General features: G+C 69.6%; 17 protein-coding genes. 6 read left to right on the forward strand and 11 right to left on the reverse strand.

The features are described from left to right. Positions 1 to 304: 304 nt before the first annotated feature. A complete protein-coding gene (locus tag IEY31_RS08305) occupies positions 305 to 562 on the reverse strand; it encodes a helix-turn-helix domain-containing protein (protein ID WP_188970826.1) in 258 nt (85 codons plus the stop codon). Positions 563 to 868: 306 nt separating this feature from the next. Here IEY31_RS08305 and IEY31_RS08310 point away from each other — a divergent pair, with 306 nt between their 5' ends. Both IEY31_RS08310 and IEY31_RS08315 read left to right on the forward strand, forming a co-directional pair. Beyond that, on the forward strand, positions 869 to 1,486 hold the full coding sequence (locus IEY31_RS08310) for a hypothetical protein (RefSeq protein ID WP_229723422.1): 618 nt from the start codon (positions 869 to 871) through the stop codon (positions 1,484 to 1,486). Positions 1,487 to 2,372: 886 nt separating this feature from the next. Then, complete coding sequence (locus tag IEY31_RS08315; protein WP_188970830.1) at positions 2,373 to 3,533, forward strand: acyl-CoA dehydrogenase family protein; 1,161 nt, start codon at positions 2,373 to 2,375, stop codon at positions 3,531 to 3,533. Between the two features lie 6 nt (positions 3,534 to 3,539). Here IEY31_RS08315 and IEY31_RS08320 read toward each other — a convergent pair whose 3' ends face one another. After that, positions 3,540 to 4,274: a sugar phosphate isomerase/epimerase family protein gene (locus IEY31_RS08320; RefSeq protein ID WP_188970832.1), complete on the reverse strand. Its 735-nt coding sequence runs from the start codon at positions 4,272 to 4,274 to the stop codon at positions 3,540 to 3,542. A 179-nt stretch (positions 4,275 to 4,453) separates the two neighbouring features. On the opposite strand from IEY31_RS08320, the gene IEY31_RS08325 reads away from it, so the two are divergent. Then, positions 4,454 to 5,593 (forward strand): Gfo/Idh/MocA family protein, encoded by a 1,140-nt coding sequence (locus tag IEY31_RS08325; RefSeq protein ID WP_188970834.1) that lies wholly within the window; start codon positions 4,454 to 4,456, stop codon positions 5,591 to 5,593. 115 nt (positions 5,594 to 5,708) lie between these two features. Beyond that, positions 5,709 to 6,629 carry a DNA repair protein gene (locus IEY31_RS08330; RefSeq protein ID WP_188970836.1) on the forward strand — a complete coding sequence of 307 codons (921 nt, stop codon included), beginning with the start codon at positions 5,709 to 5,711 and terminating at the stop codon, positions 6,627 to 6,629. 136 nt (positions 6,630 to 6,765) lie between these two features. Here IEY31_RS08330 and glf read toward each other — a convergent pair whose 3' ends face one another. Together glf and IEY31_RS08340 are read right to left on the reverse strand one after the other, a co-directional pair. Continuing rightward, on the reverse strand, positions 6,766 to 7,923 hold the full coding sequence (glf, locus tag IEY31_RS08335; RefSeq protein ID WP_188970838.1) for a UDP-galactopyranose mutase: 1,158 nt from the start codon (positions 7,921 to 7,923) through the stop codon (positions 6,766 to 6,768). Further along, entirely contained in the window at positions 7,916 to 9,115 is a 1,200-nt protein-coding gene (locus IEY31_RS08340) for a glycosyltransferase family 1 protein (protein ID WP_229723423.1), read from the reverse strand. Before IEY31_RS08340 ends, glf begins: the two co-directional genes overlap by 8 nt. 267 nt (positions 9,116 to 9,382) lie before the next feature. On the opposite strand from IEY31_RS08340, the gene IEY31_RS08345 reads away from it, so the two are divergent. Next, positions 9,383 to 10,531 (forward strand): glycosyltransferase, encoded by a 1,149-nt coding sequence (locus IEY31_RS08345; RefSeq protein ID WP_229723424.1) that lies wholly within the window; start codon positions 9,383 to 9,385, stop codon positions 10,529 to 10,531. Here the strand turns inward: IEY31_RS08345 and IEY31_RS08350 are convergent. From IEY31_RS08350 to IEY31_RS08360, 3 genes are read right to left on the reverse strand one after another with little or no spacing between them, the layout of a single operon-like run. Next, positions 10,498 to 11,085: an SAM-dependent methyltransferase gene (locus IEY31_RS08350; RefSeq protein ID WP_188970840.1), complete on the reverse strand. Its 588-nt coding sequence runs from the start codon at positions 11,083 to 11,085 to the stop codon at positions 10,498 to 10,500. The two genes, IEY31_RS08345 and IEY31_RS08350, sit on opposite strands and share 34 nt — an antisense overlap. Next, a complete protein-coding gene (locus IEY31_RS08355) occupies positions 11,082 to 11,807 on the reverse strand; it encodes a PIG-L deacetylase family protein (protein ID WP_188970842.1) in 726 nt (241 codons plus the stop codon). The genes IEY31_RS08350 and IEY31_RS08355 overlap by 4 nt, the downstream gene beginning before the upstream one ends. Next, positions 11,804 to 14,173 carry an acyl-CoA dehydrogenase family protein gene (locus IEY31_RS08360; RefSeq protein ID WP_188970844.1) on the reverse strand — a complete coding sequence of 790 codons (2,370 nt, stop codon included), beginning with the start codon at positions 14,171 to 14,173 and terminating at the stop codon, positions 11,804 to 11,806. The genes IEY31_RS08355 and IEY31_RS08360 overlap by 4 nt, the downstream gene beginning before the upstream one ends. Before the next feature lie 113 nt (positions 14,174 to 14,286). Here IEY31_RS08360 and IEY31_RS08365 point away from each other — a divergent pair, with 113 nt between their 5' ends. Beyond that, on the forward strand, positions 14,287 to 14,985 hold the full coding sequence (locus tag IEY31_RS08365) for a gamma-glutamyl-gamma-aminobutyrate hydrolase family protein (RefSeq protein WP_188970846.1): 699 nt from the start codon (positions 14,287 to 14,289) through the stop codon (positions 14,983 to 14,985). A gap of 5 nt (positions 14,986 to 14,990) precedes the next feature. Here the strand turns inward: IEY31_RS08365 and IEY31_RS08370 are convergent, their stop codons facing one another. The 4 genes from IEY31_RS08370 to IEY31_RS08385 form a co-directional block, all read right to left on the reverse strand. Continuing rightward, entirely contained in the window at positions 14,991 to 15,716 is a 726-nt protein-coding gene (locus tag IEY31_RS08370) for a histidine phosphatase family protein (protein ID WP_188970848.1), read from the reverse strand. After that, positions 15,709 to 16,833, reverse strand: coding sequence for a phosphotransferase family protein (locus tag IEY31_RS08375; protein ID WP_188970850.1), 1,125 nt, complete (start codon positions 16,831 to 16,833; stop codon positions 15,709 to 15,711). The genes IEY31_RS08370 and IEY31_RS08375 overlap by 8 nt, the downstream gene beginning before the upstream one ends. After that, complete coding sequence (locus IEY31_RS08380) at positions 16,830 to 17,642, reverse strand: SDR family oxidoreductase (RefSeq protein ID WP_188970852.1); 813 nt, start codon at positions 17,640 to 17,642, stop codon at positions 16,830 to 16,832. Before IEY31_RS08380 ends, IEY31_RS08375 begins: the two co-directional genes overlap by 4 nt. 125 nt (positions 17,643 to 17,767) lie before the next feature. After that, positions 17,768 to 19,030: an acyl-CoA dehydrogenase family protein gene (locus tag IEY31_RS08385; RefSeq protein WP_188970854.1), complete on the reverse strand. Its 1,263-nt coding sequence runs from the start codon at positions 19,028 to 19,030 to the stop codon at positions 17,768 to 17,770. Between the last annotated feature and the right edge of the window lie 100 nt (positions 19,031 to 19,130).

Below are 19,130 nucleotides of genomic sequence, written 5' to 3' on the forward strand. Positions count from 1 at the left end.
CGCCTGGCCCCCGCGTCCCTGAACGGTCGCATCCGGTTGATGCGGCAGATTACCGCCCAGCTGAATGCCGAGGGCCACCGCTCCCAGAATCGGCAGGCCTGGGACCACGCACAGTCCGCCTGGGCCCTGAGTTTCACCCTATGTTGAACGGCCCATGCCCAGCAGCGCTGCCAAGCGGACGGGGACTGGTCGTCAAGGAGCGCAGTGCAACGTCGTTTTGGGCGATACCATCTCTTGGAGGTGAAGTGAGCCCAGAGTTCTCGGTCCCCTTCAGGTGTGACGGTAGGGGCAATTGGAGCCAGGCCTATCGGACCATGCCCGGTGTCATGTCTGAAGGCCGCAGCAATTCGTCCAGCCCGAGCCCCAGCGCGTCGGCCAGGGCCGCCATGTTGTCGATGCCGATGTTGCGCTCGCCCCGTTCCACCTGCGCCACGTAATTCCATGCAATATCCGCCCGCTCCCCCACATCCTCCAGGGTCAGGCTACGGGCGTGCCGCTCCGCCCGCAAACGTTGACCGAACAGCTTGCGGGCGGCACTGGGAGCGCGTTTCGTCCTGGGCATCCTTTTATCCTGCCCAGTTCTATCACTTGTGGTACAGCAACTCTTGATGCTATAACTCTTGGTACGGTCAATCGGATTCGATGCTTGAACTGTTTCGCAGTTTGCCTTTGGAGGGTGTCATGAACGTTCCACGCGCTGTTTTCTTCCCCGCTGACCCTGACTCCATCAACCGGCGACTGCCCCCGTACCACTCCCTGGGCAGGGCGCGCCTGAGCGCGATGACCCACCTCGTCAGCTCAACCCGGACAAAGTCATGGCGGGCGTGATCATGACCCCCACACTGAACGCCTGGACCATGAAGCGGCTGTGATGCTCTTTGACCTCCCCGCACAGTTGCACGGCACCCGCCGAGTCGCTGTCTCCCCTCGGGTTGTCGCTCAGCTCGCCGCCCGGTGGTACACCCGGGATTTCGACCGCGGCGGCGTGTTGCTGGGCTGGTGGCCAGCTGGGTCTGAGCTCCTCGTGGTGGAGGCGGCCATCGCCCGAGGTGATCCGGAGTGGCACCAGGTGCTTGGCCAGCCGCTACAGCCGTTCGAAGTTGAACCCCCCTACATCTACGGCTGGAACGAGGCGTGGAACATCCAGCCCGGCTACTGGATCCGGCGGATAGGCTACTGGGCCCTGCTGCCCAGCCCCCCAGCAGACCCATCGTCGGACAAGGCCCACCATGCGCTGGCCACGCAGGTGTACGAGGCATCGTTCCAGAAGCTGATCACCGATCTGGGGGGAAGGGAGGAGGCACACCTGGCGTTGACATTCCGTGAACACGGCGGAGTGGCGACTGGTGACGCTCAGATGTTTTCTCCTGCCCAGGGGATGCGGCCGCTGGATGTGGATCGGCGGGCCGCGTGGCCGATCCAGCGGCCACGCCCTTTGGTGGGCGTTGCCTTCCCCCGTTTCCAGTTGCCGGATGACGCCGAATGAGCTGAAGGTTGAGCATCAAGCGGGAAGGACAAGATCAGCGGTGGACCCGAGGACGTCAGCCGCCTTACGCCTGGCCCTGAAGCCGTAAGTCCTGACCCGGACGAGGCTGAAGAATGAACAGTCCAGTTGCCGATACTCCTGAGCGCCTGCCTGTCCCCAGAGGAGCGCAGTCCACTGGAGTGGGCCTATTTCTTGGCGCGGCGTGGTCGGACAGTATGCGCTCTGGCAACAGACTCACCGCCCTGACTGCCGTAATGGTCCACGGCGCCCAGGACACCAGAGGCAATCAGTGGGCGCAGGTTGCGCCACACTGTCCCCCGGTTCCGCCGGATGTGGGCGGTCAGCAGTTCGAGTGGCAGATGGAATACGACCACGGCGGGCCGGATGGGGACACCACGCGTCCAGCCCGCATTCAGGCCCAGCGAGAACAGCACGCGAAATATGGGCCAATTGGTGTGTGGGCACCCGGCGCTGTCCATGCAGTCGGTCAGGGACTCGACAGGGTGAAAAACAACACCACCGGGACCGGCGGCTCAGCAAACGCGGCGCGGGAAACGTGGACTGTTTTCAGCGGACCGTCCACGCCGGGCAAGCGCGCCCGTCCCCACGATTGTGAGCAGACACGTTCCGGTTGGTCTGCGAAAGGGAATGGAGAGGCGCGGTGGCTAAGGCTATGGGCTGGGTTCCATTAAACTTCATCGCTCCGCTCCGGCTGCAGGCCCGCGTGCTCCAGGCCTGAACGCCGTACAAACTGCCAGGTGAGATGTCCAAGGCATGTAGCACGCGATTCCGTAGCGTGCACCGGCCGATCCATTTCACCCGGGCGCGCTGTGACACAATGCGCGGGCGTTACACTCCCTTCTCCCACTTCACCCCGAGGTTCTTCATGATTGACGAATTTGCTGTTCACGAACTCCTGACTCCCGACGAACGGCTGGTGCGCGAGAGCGTCAGGGCGTATTGCGACGCCGAACTTGTGCCCCAGATCGCGCAGTGGTGGGACGACGGCGACCTGCCGGTGCGGGACGTGATGCGCGGTTTCGGCCAGATGGGCCTGCTGGGGCCGACGACCCCCGAGGAGTACGGCGGGGCGGGCGTGAGCTACAGCGCCTACGGCGCGATGATGTACGAGCTTGAGCGGGTGGACAGCGGCCTCAGGAGCGCGGCCAGCGTGCAGGGCAGCCTGGTGATGTACCCCATTCTGAGTTTCGGCAGCGAGGAGCAAAAGCAGCGGTGGCTGCCCGGCCTGGCCTCTGGCGAGCTGATCGGCTGCTTTGGCCTCACCGAACCCGATGGCGGCTCGGATCCCGGCGCGATGCGGACGCGGGCGCGGCTGGACGGCGACGAGTACGTTCTGAACGGCAACAAGATGTGGATTACCAACAGCCCCGAGGCCGACGTGGCCGTGGTGTGGGCCAAGGACGAGGGGGGCGTGATCCGGGGCTTTATCGTGCCCACCGACAGCCCCGGCTTCTCGGCCCCAACCATCAAACGCAAGATGAGCCTGCGCGCCAGCGTGACCGGCGAGATCGTTCTGGAGGACTGCCGCATTCCCGCTGCCAACCTGCTGCCCGGCAGCCAGGGCCTGAAAAGCCCGCTGTCGTGTCTGACCAGCGCCCGCTTCGGCATTGCCTGGGGCGCGATGGGCGCGCTGGAAGCGGTGTTGCAGACCTCGCTGGACTACACCGGGGACCGCAGCACCTTTGGTAAACCCATCGCCTCGCGGCAGCTGGTGCAGGACAAGCTGGTCCGCATGGCCACCGACCACAGCACCGGCATGCTGCTGGCGTGGCGGCTGGGCACCCTGAAGGACGCCGGGCGCATGAACTTCGCGCAGGTCAGCTACGCCAAGCGCAACAACGTGCGGGTGGCGCTGCAGGGCGCCCGCCTGGCCCGTGAAATGCTAGGCGGCAACGGCATCACCACCGAGTATCCGGTGATCCGCCACATGCTGAACCTTGAAACGGTGGACACCTACGAGGGCACCCACGACATCCACACCCTGATCGTGGGCCGGCACCTGACCGGGCAGGGCGCGCTGGAGTAGGGGTCTTCAGCCCAGGGTGCCGAGGTACGCCAGGCTGAGGCGCAGGCTGGCGAGACCGTCGGCCTGGTCCTGTTCGTAAAACACAGACGCCCCCGGCGGCGTGGCCGCCAGAATGTCCGCGAGCGGCACCTCTCCCGCGCCGAGCTCGACGGTGCGCCAGCCCCCGTCCTCGCGGCGCAGGTCCTTGAGATGCACCAGTGCGGTGCGCTCCGCGTAGCGGCGCAGGTAATCCACAGGATCCCGGCCGCCCGCGTGGACCCAGGCGGTGTCAAGTTCCAGCCCCAGGCTGGGGGCGCGTTCCAGCAGCAGATCCAGCACTGGTTGCCCGTCCACCGTCTCGCTCAGCTCGTGGTCATGGTTGTGGTAGCTGAGCGTGATACCTTCAGCGGCCAGCGTTTGCGCCAGCCGTTCCAGCCGGTCGGCCAGTGCCGCCCACTGCGGCCCCTCGCCCTTGAACCACGGGTACACCGCGCGCCTCACGCCAACGCCGTGCAAAAACGCGACCTGCCCCGCCGTGTCCTGCTCCCAGGCGTCCCCGCCGATATGGGCCGCGGTGGCCGTCAGGCCGCGTTCGGCCAGGGCCGCCCGCAGGGCAGGCCCGTCCAGGCCGCCGTATTCTCCGGCCAGCTCAAGCTCCATGACGCCGCTGGTGGCCACGGCGTCCAGGGTGCCAGGGAAGTCCTGGGCCAGTTGTTCGCGCAGGGTGTACAGTTGCAGGCCGACGGAAACGCGGTGGGTCATAGAAACCTCGCAGCAGGGGGTGGGGACGTTCTCGCTACAATCAAGCGGCACAGGAAGGGGAGAGGGACGAGCGGGTGGCGGTCTCCTGCCCACTCTACGATCCGGCCGCGCGGTTGTGCCAGGCGGCGCCCCGGCCCACCCCGCCCCCAGGCCCGTTCACTGCTCCGGAGGTCTCCAGCATGACGCACAGCATCGGTATTATCGGCGCGGGCAACATCAGCACGGCTTACCTGAAGATCGCCCGCGAGCTGGGGGTGTTCCGGGTGGCGGCCATCACCGATCTGGATCCGCACCGCGCCCAGGCGCAGGCCAGCGCCTATGGCAGCCGCGCGGTGACCCTGGAGGCCCTGCTGGCAGACCCCGAGATCGTGGCGGTGGTGAACCTGACGCCGCCCGCCGCGCACGCCGCCGCGTCGCTGGCGGCCCTGAACGCTGGCAAGCACGTTTACAGCGAGAAACCGCTGGCGACGACGCGTGCCGACGGTCAGGCCATCCTGGCGGCGGCGCGGGCACGCGGCCTGCGGGTGGGCGGCGCTCCCGACACCTTTCTGGGTGCGGGCCTGCAAACGGCCCGTGAGCTGCTGGACGCGGGGCGCATCGGCCGTCCGGTGGCCGCCACCGCCTTCATGCTGGGCAACGGCCCGGAAGGCTGGCACCCGGACCCCGACTTCTTTTACCAGCCCGGTGCGGGACCATTGTTCGACATGGGACCGTACTACCTGACGGCGCTGGTGAACCTGCTGGGCGGCGTGACCCGGGTGGGCGGCAGCGCCGTCAGGGCGCATGCCGAGCGCGAGATCGGCAGTGGGCCCAGGCAGGGCCAGCGCATCTCGGTCGGCACGCCCACGCACGTCACCGCCCAGCTGACCTTCGGGGCACACGGGGGCGGGCCACACGGGGGAGACGCAGCCGCGGTGGGGCCGGTGGCCACCTTTATAGCCAGTTTTGACGTGCAGGCCAGCGAGGTGCCGCGCATCGAGATCTACGGCACCACCGGCACGCTGAGCCTGCCGGACCCCAACACCTTTGGGGGGCCGCTGCGGGTGCACGCGGCCGGCGAGGAGCACTGGGAAACCGTCGAGTTGACCCGGCCCTTCCAGGACAATGCGCGCGGCATCGGGCTGGCCGACATGCTGGCCGCCACCGAAACTGGCGCCGCCCACCGGGCCAGCGGTGAACTGGCGTACCACGTGCTGGACGTGATGCAGGGTGTACTGGACGCGGCCGAAGCAGGGCGCACCCTGACCGTTCAGAGCCGCGTCGCCCGTCCCGCCGCCCTGAACGCCCACCCGGAGTGGCTGACCCACGGCGTGACGTAAGGGCCACCGCGCCGCCCCGACTTCGGTGCCTGCGGGCGTGCCAGACGGGCTCCGCGTTCCTGCTGCCGGTCCACAGCCCACAAACGCAGCAGCCGAAATGCTTTATCATTACGGTATGAGCGAAACACCCAGCCGCCAATCCGCCAACCGCCAACCCGGGGGCCGCCGCAAGGACGCACCCGCTGCAGCAACGCCGGGAGAGAAGAGCGCTGCAAAGGCGCCCAGTGACGTGACCGGCTTTCAGCGGCTGCTCAGCACCGCCCAGATCGACGCCGACGTGGCCGCCATCGTGGCGGACCCGGCCAGTGCCGACGCCCGGCTGACTGACCTGCTGCGCGCCGCGCTGGACCGCTGGGGCCACGGCCTGCATCACCTGGAGCACCGGGCGGCCCTGACCGACGCGGGCGAGATCCAGTTCTTTGCGGGCAAGACGGTGGTGGGCCGTGCAGGCGAGGACGCCGAGCATCTGGCCCGCAGCTACGCCAGTCTCAGTGCGCCCAATGCTGAGGGCCTGAGCGACTGGAGCGTGCTGGGTGAGGGCTACCGCACGCCCATCCGGAACGCCGCGCAGCTTCGCGTGCTGATCGAGGACGCCCGCGACTTCGAGACCCTGTGGACGCCCGAGCGCGGCCTGTTCCTGCGCCTGTGGCGGCGCACCGAGAACGGCCAGGAGGTCACGGCCACCGAGTACGCCCAGCCAGTCAACGCCGCGCAGCTGCTGGGCGACGCCGCCTGGGACGCGATTCAGGGCATCAAGGACCGCGCCCTGCAGCGCGAGTTGATGGAACGCAGCGCCAAGGGTGGCCTGTTGCAGGCCTTCCTCAGCGCGCGGCACAAGGACGCTGAGCGTCACCTGGGCAGCCTGCCCGAGACGCACTTCACGGTGCAGAGCAACGTGACGCGCCTGACGGGCGCAGATGCCCGCGACTTCGCCGCTGTCCGCGCCGCGCAAAAGGACACCGCCGACGAACTGAAAGCCATGCAGGAACGCGCCGTCAAGGGCATGGTTGACCTGCTTCGCAGCGACCTGCGTTAGGCGGCACCCTCAGCAGACCGCCACGCTGAACGGCTGGAGGGACATCTGATGTGCCTCCAGCTTTTCGTAGTCAACGGAGCGGGGCTACAGACCGCCTCATTCTCAGCGCCACCCGCACTGCCACGACTGCTGGAGCCTACACTCCGAGCAGTTCAGTGGCACTCAGTTCCCGCTCCTGCAACCGTTTGAAGGTGGCCAGCGCCTGGGCCACCACCTGGTCCATGTTGTAGTACCGGTAGGTGGCGAGGCGGCCCACGAAGGTCACGTCTGACCGGGCGCGGGCCAGGGCCTCATATTTTTTATACAGCTCGGCGTTCTCGGGGCGCGGCACCGGGTAATACGGATCCCCTTCCGCCTGGGGGTATTCGTACACCACGCTGGTCCGCTCGTGACGCTGACCGGTGATGTGCTTGAACTCGCTGACGCGGGTGTAGGCGTAGTCATTGGGGAAATTAACGGTGCCGACAGGCAGCAGCTGCGGTGTGTCGTGGGTCTCATGCCGGAACTCCAGGCTGCGGTACGGCAGTCGGCCGAACTGGTGGGCAAAAAAAGCATCGACCGGCCCGGTGTAGATCATGTGACCATGCGGAATCAGGTCCACAATCTCGCGGTAATCGGTGTTGAGCATCACCTTGATGCTGGGGTGAGCCAGCATGCTCTCGAACATGCGGGTGTAGCCGTGCAGGGGCATGGCCTGATAGGTGTCGGCGAAATAGCGGTCGTCGCGGTTGGTGCGGGTGGGCACGCGGGCCGTGACGCTGGCGTCCAGCTCACTGGGGTCCAGTCCCCACTGCTTGCGCGTGTAGCCCCGGAAAAATTTGTTGTACAGGTCGCGGCCCACCTTGCCCACCACCACGTCCTCGCTGGTCCGCACCTGTTCGACGGGCTCGGCCACCGACGCGAAGAACTCCTCGACCTGAAAGGCCGTCAGGTTCAGGCCATACAGCCGATTAACGGTATCCAGATTGATGGGGATGGGCAATTGCTGACCGTCGACGCTGGCCAGCACCCGGTGCTGATAGGGCCGCCATTCGGTAAAGCGGGAGAGGTAGGCAAAAACCTCGGCGCTGTTGGTATGGAAGATGTGCGGGCCGTACGGGTGGATCAGGACGCCCGCGTCGTCGTAGCGGTCATAGGCGTTGCCGCCGATGTGCGGGCGGCGGTCCACGATCAGCACCCGCCGGCCCACGCTAGCCAGCCGCTCGGCCAGCACGCTTCCGGCAAAGCCCGCGCCCACGATCAGGTAGTCGAAGCCGGGGGACACCGGGGGGCTTCCCGCCGCAGGCTCAGTCATCCGAGCCCACCAACTGCGTGTGAACCGCCGGAATGGACAGGTGGGCGTCAGAGGTGGCCGCTGCCTCGATCAGCTCCGCCATCTGCGCCCAGGTGTGGTCCCACGACAGGCCAGCCAGATAGGCATCGGCCCGGCACTGGCGGTCCTGCGCGGCCTGGGTTCCGGCCTCATCCAGCGCGGACTGACACGCGGCCTCAAACGCTGCGGGGCCGTCGGCGATGCGCGCCAGATTCAGGTCACCGTAGGGCCGGACCACGTCGCGAATTCCAGTGGACACGACCGGCACGCCCGCCGCCAGATACTCGGGTGTCTTGGTGGGGCTGATGAACTCGGTGGCCTCGTTGCGGGCAAACGGCAGCAGCGCCACATCCCAGTGAGACAGGTACTCGGGCAACTGAGCGTAATCTTTCATGCCCAGGTAATGGATGTTGGCGGCGCGCGGCAGTTCAGCCGCGTCGATCTTGACCACCGGCCCGATCAGGACGAACTGCCACTCAGGCCGGCGGCTGGCCAGTTCGGCGATCAGCGCGGTGTCGAACCGCTCGTCAATCACGCCGTAAAAACCCAGACGCGGGGCGGGAAGGCTGGCCTGGTCCGCCGGGTCGGTCAGTCCGGCGCGGGCCTGCGAGAAGTGCTGCACCTCCACGCTGGACGCGAAGGGATGCACGTTGGGGTGGCGCTCGGCCTTGGCCTCGTACAGTCGCTGGCCGCCGGTGAACACCACGCTGGCGCGGGCGAACAACTCAGCCTCGCGGGCGCGTAGCTCGGGAGGCGCACCCTTGAAGTTGGCCAGCTCGTCCATGCAGTCGTACACCGTAACGCGCGGACGGAGGCCTGCCGTGACCGGGAGTTCCATGGGGGTGTAGACCCACAGGTCATACTCCACCAGCCCCTCGTCGGCCACCAGGCGGCTGAGCAGCCCGGCGGTGCGGGCCTGGGAGGGTGCAGGCGGGTCCCCGGCCCGGAGATGCGGCGTGCACACTGTCACGACGCCTTCCTGCCGGCACACCAGATGGTCATCGTGCGTCCCGAACACCGGTTCCTCGATGTAGTACACGGCGCGGTCACGGGCCGCGCGGGTCATCAGGTGCTGTGGACGCTGAAACACAAAATCCCAGCGCAGGTGCGCCAGCACGATCAGGGCGGGAACAGAGGCCCCGCGGGGCCCGGCAGACGGGACTGAATACGGCACGGATAAGTTCCCCCCAGGGTAGAAGCGGCGGCTTGTAAGTGGTGTGGACCGTTTTGGGGCCGGTGGCATCGCGGTGGGCCAGGCGTCACATTTCTGCCCCTGTCCAGACGCGGCCACCTGGCACGGTGGCTGGACTATAAGAGGGGGGTCTGAGCGCCAAACGTAACGCAGGTCAAAATTGCGTTCCAGATAGCCTCTAGCTAAAGAATCAGACGGGGAAAGGTAAAGCCCCCATGAGACCGGTGCGGCGCTACGCTTCCGCCAGCCATGGGCATGTTTTCCCCACCGTTCGCTGCGGCCAGTGCCGCCGCCGGCGCCTCTTCCGCCGCCATCGTGGCCATTCCGGCCCGCGAGGAGGCCGCCAGCATCGGGGCCACGCTGCGGGCACTGGGGGCCCAGGTCGACGAGGATGGCCAGCCCTGGCGGGCATTTGGCGTGCTGCTGCTGGTCAACAACTGCGCTGACGGCACCGTGGCCCGCGCACGCGAGGCCGCGCCGGACGGCCTGCGGCTGTGGATTCAGGAGGTCACGCTGCCTCCAGAGCAGGCCAACGTGGTGGGGGCACGCCGGGCGGCACTGGACCGCGCCGCAGCCCTGGCCGGTGAGGGGGGCGTGATCGTCAGCACCGACGCCGACACCCGGGCGGACCCGGCGTGGTTGTGGGCGCTGCTCGCGCCGCTGCGGGCCGGGGCCGACGCGGCTGCCGGGCGCATTCTGCTGGACCGGAAAGGGGCGGCCCTTCCCCCCGAGGTGCGGCGCACCCAGCGCCTCGACGACCTGTACCGCATGGCGGCCAGTGAGCTGGGCGCGCGCCTGGATCCGGACCCCGCCGATCCCTGGCCCCGGCACTGGCAGCACTTCGGCGCCAGCCTCGCTCTGAGCGTGCGGGCCTACCGCGCCGTGGGTGGAGTACCAGCAGTGCCGTGTCTGGAAGACCTGGCCCTGGTTGAGGCGCTGCGCCGCGCGGACCTGACGCTGCGGCACACCCCTGCGGCCCGCGTGTACACCAGCCCCCGCCTGAGCGGCCGGGTGACGGTGGGCCTGTCGACGCAGCTGTCTGAATGGCGACGCGGCCCGGCCGCCTGGCAGGTTCCCGGCGGCGCGGAGGTGGCCGCGCTGGCCCGCGCCGAGGCCGCGTTGCGGGCGGCGTACGCGGGGCAGGGGGGAGGCAACCTGACGCGCCTGTGGCGCACCCAGGCCGGGCCGCTGCTGGCCGCGCTGCGTGCTTCCACCTTCGGGCTGGCGCTGGAGGCCGCACATGCCGCGCGGGTGGCGGGCGACTGGTCAGCCGTCTACCCGCCGGTGCCGGTGGCGCAGGCCCTGACTGAGGTGCGTGACCGGCTGGGGCAGGCCGGGGCCGGTTTGGCTTCGCCCCGGACCGCTCAGCCGCTGCGGGCAAAAGCGTCCAGCCGGTAGCCCCGTTCGCTGTCCCCGTGACGCTCGGCATGCAGGTGGCGCAGACCCCGGCCCACACGCGCCAGCGCGGCGGCGTGGACAGCGTCTCCCGTCTGCGGGTAATCGTGGACGGGCGGCGTCCAGTGGACCAGCAGCAGCGTGCCGTCCAGCTCCAGCCGCGCCAGCACCGCGTCCAGCGCCTGTTCCAGATCGCCCGGTGAGAGGTAGTACAGCACTTCTGAGAGCACGATCAGATCGAAGGGGCCTTGCGGCAGATCCCTGGGCAGCCGCCGTTGCTCGAAGTGAAGGTTGTGGCGGCCCGCGTTGCGCGCCCGTGCCCGTGCCAGGGCCAGCTGGTTCAGGTCCACCGCCCACAGCTGGTCGGCGCGCTCTGAGAGCAGTCCGCTCAGCACGCCGATGGAGCAGCCAACCTCCAGGCCCCGCCGGTAACGTTCACGCGGCAGGGCGGCCAGGGTGCGGGCGTACTTGGCGGCCTCATAGGGGCTGGTGGCAAAGTCCCAGGGGTCTTCACGGGCGCGGTACACGTCGTCGAAGTACCGGTCCGGCAGGGTCACGCGCGGACCTCTAGGCCAGCCGCGGCCGCCTCGGCGTAGCGTTCCGGACCCGCCACCGCCCGTTTGACCATCTCCGGGGCCAGGGTAAAGCCGTCCGGATCGTCGGAAACGCCGCCCAGCTGGGTAACGTGGGCAGCGATGGCCCGGGCCTTGAGGCCACGCGCGGCACCTACCGCAAAGGTCCAGATCCGGGCCTCGTCCGCGGCAGGCCAGTCGACCGCCTCGCCGCGCTCCGGCAGCCACACGGCGTATTCCAGCTGCCGGGCTGCCGGGGGCGCCGCCGCCGTTACCGGCTCCCAGGCCGCCCGGTGGTCGGGGTGGGGGTCACGCCGCCACGGCAGCAGCAGCGTGCCAGGCGGCGCAGCGACAAACGCGCGCGCGACCCTCCGCTGCAGCTCAGCCGGGGCCACCCCCGCCAGCGCGCCGTCGGGCAGGCCCAGCGCGTGGGTCCGGGTGGCCGGCACGCCCAGCAGGGCGAGGCCGGTACGCCACTCGGCCAGACGGGTCCGGGCCAGACGGTCACGCGGGAACAGGCGCGAGTGGGGATGCGAGAACCCGCCGTCGGTCAGCAGCAGGGCGTGGACCTCACGGCCCAAGCTGCCGAGTGCGGCGATCAGGGCCCCGCAACCCAGCGCCTCGTCGTCCGGGTGCGGCGAAACCACCCACACCGGGCCAGCCAGGCGGCGCGGGTCCAGCGGGCTGGTCCGGGCCGCCGTGTTCACAGACCTTCCTCGCCCCACAGGCTGTAGGCACTGTCGGGCAGGTCAGGGGCGTCCAGCACGAATCCTCCCACCTGCAACCGGGCCGCGTCGGGGGCCGGCTGGCGCAGGTACATCCGCAGGTCGCGCACCGCCCGCTCGGCCGGCTGCGGGGCCAGCAGGCCGCGTGCCCCCACCGCCCGCTCCACCGCCTCGCAGGCAGCCAGACAGGCGTCCTCGCTGACCTCGCGGGCCAGGGCAACGTAGGCCAGCACCCGCCCGGGGTCGTCAGGTCCAGCCTGTTCCAGCAGGGCCGCCCCGCGCAGGACGGTTTGCCACGCGGCCTCCAGCCGGGCCGACACCGCGCCGAAGCGCAGCCGCTGAACGTCGTCCCCTGCGCGGCCCAGCCGGCGCAGGACGTCCCGGGCCGACTCCAGCGCGGCGTCGGCGCCGCCCAGCTGCACCGCCAGAAACCGCAGCGCCCCGCCGCCGAACTCCGGCTGCCGGTAGTAGTCGCCCGGCCCGCCGATCACGTCGTTCCCGCCCAGGCGCAGACCTCCCAGGTCGACGCGGAAGCTGACGGTGGGGCGCATGCCCAGCGGGCGCCAGAAATCGGGATCGAAACGTCCACGGGCAACGGCGTGCGGCAGCAGCGCCAGCACCCGTCCGCCGCCCTGCGGCAACTCGGCCGGCAGCAGGGGACGGGTAACGAAGTGGGCGCCTGAGGCGAAGGTCTTGCCGCCGGTCATCCGCCAGGCCTGAGCGCCGCCGTCCGGTTCCAGCCGCAGTCCCGGCGCCTCCTCAGTGTTCCAGACCCCGAACAGCTGGCCGCTGCGGGCGTCGGCGGCGGCGCGCGCGCGCTGCTCCGGATTGCCGTGGGCCAGGATCAGCTGCAGGGCGTTGACGTGGCCCTCGTAGAGCCGGCCCACCGGCAGGCTGGCGCGCCCCACCCGGCGCAGCAGCGCCAGCAGCCGCGTGCCGGCAGCGCCCAGGCCGCCGTGGGTGGTGGGCAGCGTGGCGGTCAGCAGGCCGCTGTCGCGCAGCGCCCCGAACGAGGCGGCGGGAAACTCCCCGTCCTGATCCCGCGCGGCGGCTTCGGCGGCGGTGACCGGGGCAGCGCGGGCGAGGCGGACCAGCAGCTCAGACAGCGGCGCGGGTTCGGCGCTGGCAGGCCGGGCCTCCGCCCCCGCACGGTCCCAGGCCTGCTGGGCCAGCCGGAGCACCCCGGCCAGCGGGGCGTGCTCCGCGCGGCCCCCCAGGGCGTCGGGGTAGTCCCACAGCCCGTTGTGGCAGTGGCGGTCATCGTCCCAGCCAGGGTGGTTGACCACCGGGTACAGGCACACGCCGGCCACCGGCACGCCCGCGTCCCGCGCGGCCTCCACCTCGCTCACCACCAGCTCAAACCACGCGGCGCGGTCCTCACCTTCCGCCCCGGTCTCGGCAAGGACCAGCGGACGGCCGTAGCGGGCATGCACCTCGGCCAGCAGTTCTCGTAGCGGGCGGTGCGCCGGGTGGGTGTGGGCCACTGGCTCACGCCGCTGCGGCTCAGGGTGGTGCCACCACTGGTTGTAGGGGTAGTAGTTGAGCCCCACCACGTCCACGTAGCGCTCCGCGCCGCCCAGCTCGGGGTGCAGCCGGCCCAGCAGCATGTCCAGCGCCTCGAACTGCGCCGCGTGCCCCCGCTCCGCGTCGCCCGCCTCGTCCGGCCGCTCGGGATGGGCCTGCACGCTGATCAAGGGTTCGGCATGCAGGAAGCGCACGCCCGGGTCCACCTCCCGCGCCGCGTCCATGCCCGCGATGACGGCGCGCACCAGCTGCGCCTTGAGGGTCAGGCCCCGGCCCTGCGCGAAGGGGTTGAGATACCCCACGTCCCCGCCGCCCCAGGCCGTGAACGAGATCTCGTTGACCGGGCACAGCCACAGCGTTCCGTCGGTCTGCTCGCGCAGGAACCGCGCCGCCGCCGCCGCGTACCGGGCAAAGGTCTGCGGAAAGTCCGGGGCAAAGGGGTCGACGAAATCCGGGAAGCCGTAGTGCAGCAGGTCCCAGATCACCTCCACACCCGCTCCGCGCGCCGCCGCCGCCTGCGCCGCCACCGAGGCGAAGTCGTACTCGCCGGGCACACGCTCGATCAGGTGCCAGCGCAGCCCGTCACGGGCCGTCCGCAGGCCGCTGGCCGCCAGCCGGCCGTAGTCCTGTTCGGCAAAGCGGTCGTGCGCGGTGGCGTCGATCACGTCGATGCGCCGTCCCGAGGGCCGACGCTGGGTGCTGCACTCGAAGCCGCCCCAGAATGCGGCCTGGAAGGCGGGCGGCGAAGGCGGCGGGGCACCCGGCGCCAGCGGGGGCCGGTCAGGCCCGGCGATGGGGCCAGAATGGGGCAGGGAGACACTCATGGACGCAGCCTGCCGCCCGAAGGGGAGGCGCGGCTGTGGAGCGGATAAATGTTCCTGTAGGTCGTGGCCCCACCAGCGCACCATCCCTCCCATCACCGCACTATCCTGGCCGCATGTCTGCGCGTCCCCTCATCGGCCTGACCACCTCTCACCTGGCGGACGACGCCCCCCGCACCCACAACGGCCTGTCCCGGCGCTACTCGCAGGCAGTCGAGCGGGTGGGCGGCCTGCCCATCCTGCTGCCCAACCAGCCGGACCTGGCCGCCGACTATGCCGGGCGCCTCGACGCGGTGCTGTTCAGCGGCGGCGTGGACGTGCATCCTCGCCATTTCGGGCAGCACCCCCGGCGCGGCATGGGCGAGGTGGACGAGGCGCGCGACGCCTTCGAAACCGCGCTGTACCGGGCGGCCCGCGCCCTGGGCAAACCCGTCCTGGGCATCTGCCGGGGCTTTCAGATGATCAACGTCCTCGAAGGCGGCACGCTGCACCAGCACCTGCCGGACGTGGCGGGGGCGTGGGTGGACCACGCCCAGCGCGTCCACGCCGATACGCTGGGCCACGAGGTCAGCTTCACGCCGGGCAGCCTGCTGGCGCAGACCCACGGCGAGCGGGCGCTGGTGAATTCATCGCACCATCAGGCGGTCGACGAGGTCGCGCCGACGCTACGCGTGACCGCCGTGGCTCCCGACGGCATCGTGGAGGCGGTCGAGGCCGAGGGCGTGATCGGGGTGCAGTGGCACCCGGAAGTGCTGTTCGGCGCGCACCCGCACGCGCTGGGCACCTTCACCGCCTTTATGCGGCTGCTGGCATAATCCGGCTAACGCCAGCTTCTGAGGTCAGGCGGCAGATGCGCCACCTCGTTGAAGGAATCCAGGCTCAGGCGGCCACCCCCGAAGGTAAAGCGCGTGAGGCTGCCGTTACGCACGCGCCAGTTCAGCCGCAGCGCCGCCGCGTCCGGGGCATCCAGGGCCAGCGCCACCATCAGCCCGATCACGCCTCCGCTGGTGAAGGCCAGCACCGACGAGCCGGACGGCAGGCCCAGCACGTGGCCCAGCGCGGCCTGAACCCGAGAGCGGAACGCGGACCACCCCTCGACCTCAGCGTGCGTGACCCGGCCGTCCTGCCACGCCCCGGCAAGCTGCTCCAGCATGGGCTGAAAGGAGCGGTTGCGGTCCGGGGCGTCGCGGCGCTGCTGGAATTGCCGGACGGCCGCCGCGAATTCGGCGTCCTGAGCGGCCAGCAGCGGCGCGAGGTCACGTATCAGGCCGTCTCCGTCGTACTCGGCCAGCCGGTCGTCTTCCACGGCGCCCGGCCAGGGCGGAGGGGCGTCAGCGTCCGCGAAATGCGCGGCTCCAGCGGCGATCTGGGCCGTGCGGCGCTGACGCACCAGCGGGCCGTGCAGCACGTGGGTGGGCACAAATGCCTCGGTGCCCAGCGCCAGCCCCACCGCGCGGGCCTGCTGCTCGCCCAGCCCGGACAGGCGGTCCGTCTCCTGCTCAAACGGTGTCGCCTGGCCGTGCCGGATCAGGATCAGCTCACTCATCGGCCGGCCGGACCTCGCCGGCGTCACCCGTCGCCTCGGCCGAGATGCGCCGCCAGGCCTCGCGGATCAGCCACTCGGCCTGCCCGGCCAGCGGGGCAAAGCGCGGGTCGCTGGTCTGTCCGGCGCGGTAGCGGGCAAAAATCTGGATCACGATCACGGCCAGCTTGAAATGGCCCAGCACCTCGTACCACCGGACCGAGTCGCCCGTCACGTGACGGCCCGACTGACTGGCGTAACGGGCGATGAACTGCTCCCGGTTCAGGAAGCCTGGAAAGCTGGCCCCCACCTCGTTGACGCCCCGGCCCGGCTGTTCGGGCATGGTCCAGTACGTGAGCGTGAGCCCGAGGTCCACCAGCGGGTCGCCCACCGTGGTCATTTCCCAGTCCAGCAGGGCCACCACGTGCGCGGGATCGGTGGGATCGAGCATCAGGTTGTCCAGTTTCAGGTCGTTGTGAACCAGGGTGTGCGCGGACTCCGGGGGGGTCTGCTCCTCGAGCCACGCGATCACCAGTTCGTCGCGCAGTTCTGCCGGCGGTGGCAGGTCGCCGCTGTCTTTCAGCAGCTCGCGCGCCCGCCGCCAGCGCCCGGCCCAGCCGCCCACCTGCCGGGCGTTGAAGCCCTCCGGCTTGCCGATGGCCCGCAGGCCCGCCGCGTCGATGTCCACCGCGTGCAGGGCGGCCAGCGTGTCGGCCACCGCCTCCGACATCTGCCGGGGGGCGTCCGGCAGGTCGCGGTACTCGGGCGGAATGGTGGTCCGCACCACCACGCCGCGCCGCCGCTCCATCAGGTAGAAGGGCGAGCCCAGCAGGCCAGGGTCCTCGACCAGCAGCAGCGGTTCGGGGGCCACGGGCAACACCGGATGAATCTTTTCCAGCAGGTGGTACTCACGGGCCATGTCATGTGCGCCCCTGGCCACCGGCCCCAGCGGTGCGCGGCGCAGCACGTACTCGCGCCCGCCCATGCGCAGCAGGTAGGTCAGGTTGGAAAAGCCGCCGGGAAACTGCGCGACCTCCAGCGTGTCCAGGTCTCCCTCAATCCGGCCGCGCAGCACGTCCCGCAGGATGGTCAGCGGCAGCTCCTCGCCGGACCGCACCGACGACGTTTCCGGCCGGGTCAAGGATGGCCCTCGGTGCGCGGGGCCTCGCCGTCCTTGAAAGCCGCGCCCTGTCCCAGCAGCGCCATGGCCTTGGTCCGCAGGTGACGCATCTTGCTGATCCACTCGCCGTAATCGCGCGCCTTGTTCTGGAAGGATTTCAGGGTGGTGTCGTGGGTGGTGATCAGGAAGCCGTCGGCACGCAGCACCTTCAGGGTCTCTTCCACCAGCACGTCGGTGGTCACGGCAGTCTGCTGCAGGATGGGGGCGTTCTCGATCATGGGCGTCCAGACCCCCTCGGGGCACAGACACGCCACCTTGATGCCCCGGTCCCCGTAGGTGATGGCCAGCCATTCGGCAAAGGCCAGCGCGGCGTGCTTGGTCACGGCGTAGGGCGCGGAGTGCAGTTCGGTCAGCAGACCAGCAGCCGAGGCGGTGTTCAGCAGGTAACCCTCGCCGCGCTCCAGCATGTGCGGCAACAGGTGACGGGCGGCCCACACATGGGACATCACATTCACGCGGTGAATCAGGTCCCACTGCTTGTCGGGTGTCTCCGGACCCTCGCCGATGGCGATGCCGGCATTGGAGCAGAACAGGTCGATCTGACCCTCCTGGCCCAGCACGTTTTCGATCAGCGCCTGGATATCGGCCTCCTGCCCCACGTCGGCAGCCACGAAACGCGCCCCGATCTCCTGCGCCTTCTGCGCGCCCACTTCCGCGTTGCGGTCCGAGGCAATCACGGTGGCCCCCTCCTGCACGAAACGGGTGGCGAGGGCCAGCCCGATGCCCGAGGCGGCGCCAGTGATGACGACTGTCTTGTTGTTCAGTTGCATGGGTGTCTCCTTGCGCGGCTGTTGCCTCTCACCGCCAGAGGGCGCCGGTGGAGAGGCCGGTCATTCCACCAGGCCGTTCCGTCGGCGCCAACGCTTTGATTGTCTCCGGGTTCAGGCCAGACGCCCTAGCTGGACACCGGGGCCACGCCCTCGCGTCCGCGCGCCGCCTCGCCCTGACGGCGCAGTTCTTCCTTGGCCACGGTGCCGATGTGCACGATGTCGGGACCGTCGGCCAGCCGAAGCGTGCGGGCCTGGGCGTACATCATCGCCAGCGGGGTGTCCTGGCTGACCCCCGCACCGCCGAACACCTGAATGGCGCGGTCGATGACGGCCAGCGCCATGTTGGGCGCCACAACCTTGATGGCCGCGATCTGCCCGCGCGCCTCCTTGTTGCCCACCGTATCCATCATGTGCGCGGCATTCATGGTCAGCAGCCGGGCCTGATCGATCTCCATGCGGCTCTGCGCGATCAGCTCACGCACGTGCTGGTGCGCCGCGAGCGGTTTGCCAAAGGCCACGCGGGACGACGCGCGGGCCACCATCAGTTCCAGCGCGCGCTCGGCCTGCCCGATCAGACGCATGCAGTGGTGAATGCGGCCCGGCCCCAGGCGGCCCTGGGCGATCTCAAAGCCCCGGCCCTCGCCCAGCAGCAGACTTGACGCCGGCACGCGCACGTCCTTGAACGTCATCTGTGCGTGGCCGTGCGGCGCGTCGTCGTAGCCGAAGACGGTCAGCATGCGCGTCTTCGTGACGCCGGGGGCGTCCATGGGAATCAGGATCATGCTCTGTTGCAGGTGGCGCTCGGCGTTGGGATCGGTCTTGCCCATGAAGATGCTGACCGCACAGCGGGGATCACCCGCGCCCGAGGTCCACCACTTCTCGCCGTTGATCACGTAGTCGTCTCCGTCGCGCGTGATGCTGGACTCGATGTTGGTGGCGTCGCTGGAGGCGACGTCCGGCTCGGTCATGGAAAACGCGCTGCGGATCTCGCCGTTGAGCAGCGGAATCAGCCACTGGGCCTGCTGCTCGGGCGTGCCGTAGCGGGCCAGCACCTCCATGTTGCCGGTGTCGGGCGCGGCGCAGTTGAAGACCTCGGGGGCCCACCACACCCGGCCCATGACCTCGCACAGCGGGGCGTACTCCAGGTTGGAAAGACCGGGGCCGAAGGTGCCGTCCGGATCGCTGGCCGGAGGCAGGAACAGGTTCCACAGCCCGGCCTCGCGCGCTTTGGGCTTCAGTTCGTCGATCAGCGGCAGGTGCTCCCAGCGCTCTCCCTCGTTGATCTGACGGGTCGCCTCGGCGTCGTTGGGATAGATGTGCTCGTCCATGAAGGCCAGCAGGCGCCGGCGCAGGTCACTGGAGCGGTCTGAAACGTCGAATACGGTCATGGGGGTTCCTCGCTTTGGGGGAGAAGGCTTTCAGAAAGAGGGGCCGGGCGCCGTCAGCGACTGTCTCGCCGTCTGGGCGCCCACTTCATCAGCGGCGGAG

Origin of the sequence: Deinococcus aerolatus, assembly GCF_014647055.1 — a bacterium.
GTDB classification, from domain to species: Bacteria; Deinococcota; Deinococci; order Deinococcales; family Deinococcaceae; genus Deinococcus; species Deinococcus aerolatus.